Source organism: uncultured Frigoribacterium sp., assembly GCF_963515265.1.
Taxonomy (GTDB): Bacteria; Actinomycetota; Actinomycetes; order Actinomycetales; family Microbacteriaceae; genus Frigoribacterium.
Genome location: NZ_CAUPYL010000156.1, coordinates 1 through 6,084 on the forward strand (window position 1 = coordinate 1; position 6,084 = coordinate 6,084).

Sequence of the window (6,084 nt, forward strand, 5' to 3'; positions counted from 1 at the left end):
GCCGGGGGCGGCGGCGACGCCGTGCTGCGCCTGCGCGGCGCGGGCGTGTCGTTCGGCGACCGCACGCTCTGGTCGGGGCTCGACCTCGACGTGGCCCCGGGCGAGTTCCTCGCCGTGCTCGGGCCCAACGGCGCGGGCAAGACCACGCTGCTGCGCGCCGTGCTCGGCCAGCAGCAGCTCACCGAGGGCACCCTCGAGTTCCTCGGCCGTCCGGTCGGCCGCGGCCACCGCCGCATCGGGTACGTGCCGCAGCAGCGGCTGATGGAGGCGGGCACCCCGCTGCGGACCCGCGACATGATCGCGCTCGGCGTCACCGGGCACCGCTGGGGCCTGCGCCGCGAGTCGGCCGTCGAGCGCGCGACGATCGACGCCCTCGTCGACGAGGTGGGCGCCTCCTCGTTCGCCTCGGCCCCCGTGGCCAGCCTGTCGGGCGGCGAGCAGCAGCGCGCCCGCGTGGGCCAGGCCCTCGCGGCCGAGCCCGCCCTGCTGCTCTGCGACGAGCCCCTGATCTCGCTCGACCTGCGGCACCAGCGCGGGGTCACGGAGCTGATCGACCGCCAGCGACGCGCGCGCGGGGCGGCCGTCGTGTTCGTGACCCACGACGTGAACCCGATCCTCGACGTCGTCGACCGGGTGCTCTACCTGGCCGGCGGCAAGTTCCGCGTCGGCACTCCCGACGAGGTGCTGCAGGCGCCCGTGCTCAGCGAGCTCTACGGCACGCCCGTCGACGTGGTGCGCACCATGGGGCGCATCGTGATCGTCGGCGGCCAGGGGCACGACGACCACCACGCCGACGAGCACGACGACGACGAAGGACTCGTGCGGTGACCGACCTCTGGACCCAGCTGTTCTCGTTCCAGGACTTCGGCGAGCTCGTCGTGCTGGTGCGCAACTCGATCATCGCGGGCGCCGTGCTGGGCCTCGTCGGCGGGCTCATCGGGCCGTTCGTCATCACCCGCAACCTGCCCTTCGCCGTGCACGGCATCAGCGAGCTCTCGTTCGCCGGGGCCTCGGCGGCCCTGCTGATCGGCGCGAACGTCGTGGGCGGCTCGGTCGTGGGCAGCGTCGTCGCCGCCCTGCTCATCGGCCTGCTCGGGTCGCGGGCGCGCGAGCGGAACTCGATCATCGCGGTGCTCATGCCCGCCGGGCTCGGCCTCGGCATCCTGTTCCTCGCCCTGTACCGGGGGCGGTCGGCGAACAAGTTCGGCCTGCTCACCGGTCAGATCGTGTCGGTCGACAACCCGCAGCTGGGCTGGCTCATCGCCATCTCGGCCGTCGTGATCGTGGTGCTGCTCGTGATCTGGCGACCGTTGACGTTCGCCAGCGTCGACCCCGACGTCGCGGCGGCGGCGGGCATCCCGGTGCGGGCGCTCGGCCTCGTCTTCATGCTCGTGCTCGGCCTCGCGGTGGCGGTCTCGGTGCAGATCGTGGGCGCCCTGCTCGTGCTCGCGCTGCTGGTCACCCCGGCGGCGGCGGCCCTGCGGCTCACCGTCGACCCGCGCCTCGTGCCCGTGCTCAGCGTCGTGTTCGCGGTCGTGTCCGTGGTGGGCGGCATCCTGCTGGCGCTCGGCGGCGGCCTGCCGATCAGCCCGTACGTCACGACCATCTCGTTCCTGATCTGGCTCGTCTGCCGCGTCGTCGGCGGGCGACGGGAGAGCCGAGGAGGCGGGCGGACAGGCCGAGGAGGCGGGCGGGAGGGCCGAGGAGGCGCCCCCGGTCGCCCCCAGGCCGCCCCGGTAGCCTCGACGACGACGAAGGAGGCCTGACGTGGTCGGACCTGCACGACCGAGGCACGGAGGTGCGCAGTGGTAGCCAAGCGGAACACGTGGCAGCGCGAGGCCGTGCGCGAGGCGCTCGGCCGCAGCGAGGGCTTCGTCAGCGCCCAGTCGCTGCACGGGCAGCTCCGCGAGACGGGGTCGCCGATCGGGCTCGCCACCGTCTACCGCGCGCTCGCGGACCTCGCCACCGACGGCGCCGCCGACTCGCTGCAGCAGGAGGGCGAGAGCCTCTACCGCGCCTGCACGCCGGGCACGCACCACCACCACCTCATCTGCCGCACCTGCGGCACCACGGTCGAGATCGAGGCCGCCGCGGTCGAGACCTGGGCCCGCCAGGTCGCCGCCCAGCACGGCTTCACCGAGGCGCAGCACATCGTCGACGTGTTCGGCACCTGCGCGGCGTGCACGGCCGAGAAGGCCGCGGGACGCGACCCTGCCGTGACGCGCGGCGGCGCTGCCGGCTGAGCCGCACCTCCCGGGCTCGGTGCGTCGCGCCTCCTGGGCCCGCAGCCCTCGGGGCCTGCAGTTGACCCGGGTCGGGCGTGTCGCGTAAGCTCTTCCTTTGGTTGGGCGCTCTCTGCGCCCATGTGCACCGATCCCCGAGCACCACGGCCCGTCATGCGGACCGAGCGGGGTGACGCGCGCCGACAAGTGACCTTGGGTAGGGGTCGCCGTCCTCGGACGGTGAGCTCCTACGGTACCTACGGAGGAAATCATGGCAGCAACCTGCCAGGTGACCGGAGCCATTCCTGGTTTCGGCCACAACATCTCGCACTCGCACCGACGCACCAAGCGCCGTTTCGACCCGAACATCCAGAAGAAGACGTACTACGTGCCGTCCCTGCGCCGGAAGGTGACCCTCCAGCTCAGCGCCAAGGGCATCAAGGTCATCGACGCTCGTGGCATCGAGTCGGTCGTCAAGGACCTGCTCGCTCGTGGGGAGAAGATCTAATGGCTCGTCAGCAGGACGTCCGTCCCATCATCAAGCTCCGCTCGACGGCGGGCACCGGTTTCACGTACGTGACCAAGAAGAACCGTCGCAACAACCCCGACCGCCTGGTTCTCAAGAAGTACGACCCGGTCATCCGCAAGCACGTCGAATTCCGCGAGGAGCGCTAAGCATGGCCAAGAAGAGCAAGATCGCCAAGAACGACCAGCGTGCCGTCATCGTCGCGCGCTACGCCGAGAAGCGCCTCGAGCTGAAGAAGGCCCTGGTCGACCCGGCCGGCACCGACGAGAGCCGCGAGGCCGCTCGCCTCGGCCTGCAGAAGCTGCCGCGCGACGCGTCGCCGGTCCGCCTCCGCAACCGCGACGCGATCGACGGTCGCCCCCGCGGTCACCTCAAGGAGTACGGCATCAGCCGTGTGCGCTTCCGCGACATGGCTCACCGTGGTGAGCTTCCGGGCATCACGAAGTCTTCCTGGTAGGTTCGAGCCGTTTCCCGGGGCCTCGGCCCCGGGTCTGAGCTGGACAGCCCGGGGCCTCGGCCCCGGGGCTGAGCTACACGGGCGGAGGGCCCTCGGCCCTGCCGTCTGATCCGAACAGGCACGGTGAACGCCGTGCCATGTCTCACCGAACGAAGTCCGAGGAGGACACCACATGGCTGACAAGTCACTGAACCGCACCGAGCTCGTCGCAGCTGTCGCTTCCGAGTCCGGCCAGAGCCAGGCCGCCGTCAGCGGCGTCGTCGACGCTTTCTTCTCCGTCGTGTCGAAGTCGGTCGCCGACGGCACGAAGGTCACCATCCCCGGATGGATCGCCTTCGAGAAGACGCACCGCGCCGCCCGCACGGGTCGCAACCCGCAGACGGGCGAGGCCCTCGAGATCGCCGCGAGCGACTCGGTCAAGGTCAGCGCCGGCAGCAAGCTCAAGGCTGCGGTCAAGTAGTCCTCCGCTTCTCACGAAGCACCCGGGAGAGGGCGGCGACTTCGGTCGCCGCCCTCTCTCGCGTTCGCGGGGCCCGCGGTGCCTCCTGCCCCAGTGCCTCCTGCCCGCAGTGCCTCCTGCCCGCGGTGCCTCCTGCTCGCAGGATTCAGGAAGCCGTCGTCTGCGCATCCTGGATCGTGCACGAATCAGGAGTCCGCCTCCCCCCGATGCGCAACGCAGGTCCGATCGTCCTGAATGAAGGAGGAGCGGTGGCGGGAGCGGGGGCGGCAGGGCAGGGCGGCGCAGGTCGCTCGGCGGCGAGCGGACCGCTCCCGCTCCCAGTCGGGGCGACCTAGCATGGGTGCGATGCCCAGACTCTCCCGCACGGCCGGGCCCGCACTGCTCGTGGTCGTCGCGTTCGCGGCCCTCGTCGCCGCCCTGAAGTTCGGCGGCGCCGCCGACGCGCCGCTCGTCGTCGACCCCGGGCAGGTCGTGCGCTACGGGCTGCCGATGGCCAAGATGCTGGGCAACATCGGCGCGGCCGTCACGATCGGCACGCTGTTCCTCACCTGCTTCGCCCTCTCACGCGACCGGCCCGAGTTCGAGCGGGCCATGGACATCGCGGCGGGCGCTGCCGGGTTCTGGACCGTCGCCTCCGCGGCCACCAGCTTCTTCACGTTCCTCAGCGTCGCCAACGTGCCCGTCACCCTCGACGAGCAGTTCGGCCGCACGCTCGCGTTCTTCCTCACCGACACCGAGCTGGGCCGCGCCTGGCTCATCACGACCCTCATCGCGGCGGCGGTCACCGTGCTCAGCTTCGTGCTGCGGAACATCTGGGCGCTCGTCGCCCTCACCGTCCTCGCGGGCGGCGGGCTCATCCCCCTCGCCCAGCAGGGCCACGCCGCGGGCTCGAGCGGACACGACGCGGCCGTCACCGACCTCGCGCTGCACCTCGAGGGCGCGTCCGTGTGGCTGGGCGGGCTCGTCGCGCTCGTGCTGCTGCGGAGCACGCTCGAGAAGGGCCGCATCGGCGTCGTCCTCGCCCGCTACTCGACCATCGCGATCATCTGCTTCGTCGTCGTGGCCGTCTCGGGCGTCGGCAGCGCCGCGCTGCGCATCGGCGACTGGGCGGCACTGTCCACGGGCTACGGCGTGCTCGTGCTGGTGAAGACCTTCTCCCTGGTCGCGCTCGGGCTGTTCGGCGTCGTGCAGCGGCAGTACCTGGTCAGGCGGATGGAGACGCAGCCGGCCAGGACCGCCCGCTTCTTCTGGTGGTTCGTCGCGGCGGAGCTCGCCTTCATGGGCCTGGCCTCCGGCGTCGCGTCGGCGCTCGCCCGCACGGCGACCCCGGTCGAGGAGGTGGCGGCCAGCGACCTCGCCGCCCCGACCCCTGCCGAGATCCTCACGGAGGAGGCGCTGCCGCGCGAGCTCACGCCGATCCGCTACCTGACGGAGTGGAACGTCGACCTGCTGTGGGCCCTCGTCTGCGCCTTCGGCATCTTCTTCTACATCGCAGGCGTCGTGCGGCTGCGCCGTCGCGGCGACGGCTGGTCGCTCGGCCGCACGGCCTCGTGGGTCGCCGGGCTGCTCGTGCTCTTCTACGTGACGAGCGGCGCCCCCAACGTCTACGAGCCGTACCTGTTCAGCGCGCACATGCTGTCGCACATGGTGCTCGGCATGGTGATCCCGCTGCTGCTGGTGCCGGGAGCGCCGGCCACGCTCGCCCTGCGCGCCATCCGCAAGCGGACCGACGGCACCCGGGGGCCGCGCGAGTGGATCATGATCCTCGTGCACTCGGGCTACGCGCACGTCATCAGCAACCCGATCGTCGCCGCCGTGCTCTTCGCCGGCTCGCTCTTCGTCTTCTACTACACGTCGCTCTTCAGCTGGGCGACGACGACGCACCTCGGCCACTACTGGATGATCGTGCACTTCCTGATCGTCGGGTACCTCTTCGTGCAGTCGATGATCGGCATCGACCCCGTCAAGGGGCGCCTGCCGTACCCGATGCGGCTCGTCGTGCTGCTGGCGACCATGGGGTTCCACGCGTTCTTCGGCATCGGCATCATGACGGCGACGGGGTTGTTCCTGGCCGACTGGTACGGCGCGATGGGTCGCACCTGGGGGCCGACCCCGATGCAGGACCAGTACGCCGCCGGCGGCATCGCCTGGAGCGTCGGCGAGATCCCGACCGTCACGATGGCGATCATCGTCGCGATCATGTGGAGCCGCAGCGACGGCCGCGAGGCCAAGCGCAAGGACCGCCAGGCCGACCGCGACGGCGACGCCGAGCTGGCCGCCTACAACGAGCAGCTCGGGGCGCTGGCGCGGAGCGACCGGGGCTGAGGCCGCGCGCCACGCGCGCGTCGCGTGCCCCGCGTGCGTCGCGTGCCCCGCGTGCGGTCACATATACACCTAACCCATCCCACCAGACATACTA

Annotated in this window: 8 protein-coding genes; all 8 read left to right on the forward strand. The window is 71.4% G+C overall.

The annotated features are described in order from the left end of the window. The first annotated feature begins 21 nt into the window (after positions 1–21). The 8 genes from RWM17_RS11250 to RWM17_RS11285 all read left to right on the forward strand — a co-directional run bounded on the left by RWM17_RS11250 (position 22) and on the right by RWM17_RS11285 (position 5,990). The gene (locus tag RWM17_RS11250) at positions 22–828 is read left to right on the forward strand and encodes an ATP-binding cassette domain-containing protein (RefSeq protein ID WP_314103734.1); all 807 of its coding nucleotides are present in this window, start codon (positions 22–24) and stop codon (positions 826–828) included. Continuing rightward, entirely contained in the window at positions 825–1,766 is a 942-nt protein-coding gene (locus RWM17_RS11255; RefSeq protein WP_314103719.1) for a metal ABC transporter permease, read from the forward strand. Before RWM17_RS11250 ends, RWM17_RS11255 begins: the two co-directional genes overlap by 4 nt. A gap of 39 nt (positions 1,767–1,805) precedes the next feature. Next, the gene (locus RWM17_RS11260; RefSeq protein ID WP_314103722.1) at positions 1,806–2,243 is read left to right on the forward strand and encodes a transcriptional repressor; all 438 of its coding nucleotides are present in this window, start codon (positions 1,806–1,808) and stop codon (positions 2,241–2,243) included. A gap of 250 nt (positions 2,244–2,493) precedes the next feature. Beyond that, positions 2,494–2,730, forward strand: a complete 237-nt coding sequence (rpmB, locus tag RWM17_RS11265; protein WP_123548488.1) for a 50S ribosomal protein L28 — start codon at positions 2,494–2,496, stop codon at positions 2,728–2,730. Further along, the gene (gene rpmG, locus RWM17_RS11270; RefSeq protein ID WP_043595944.1) at positions 2,730–2,897 is read left to right on the forward strand and encodes a 50S ribosomal protein L33; all 168 of its coding nucleotides are present in this window, start codon (positions 2,730–2,732) and stop codon (positions 2,895–2,897) included. The genes rpmB and rpmG overlap by 1 nt, the downstream gene beginning before the upstream one ends. Before the next feature lie 2 nt (positions 2,898–2,899). Then, positions 2,900–3,205, forward strand: a complete 306-nt coding sequence (gene rpsN / locus RWM17_RS11275; protein ID WP_056058637.1) for a 30S ribosomal protein S14 — start codon at positions 2,900–2,902, stop codon at positions 3,203–3,205. Positions 3,206–3,377: 172 nt separating this feature from the next. Beyond that, the gene (locus RWM17_RS11280) at positions 3,378–3,665 is read left to right on the forward strand and encodes an HU family DNA-binding protein (RefSeq protein WP_043595940.1); all 288 of its coding nucleotides are present in this window, start codon (positions 3,378–3,380) and stop codon (positions 3,663–3,665) included. A 345-nt stretch (positions 3,666–4,010) separates the two neighbouring features. Continuing rightward, positions 4,011–5,990 carry a cytochrome c oxidase assembly protein gene (locus tag RWM17_RS11285; protein WP_314103732.1) on the forward strand — a complete coding sequence of 660 codons (1,980 nt, stop codon included), beginning with the start codon at positions 4,011–4,013 and terminating at the stop codon, positions 5,988–5,990. Positions 5,991–6,084: the final 94 nt, after the last annotated feature.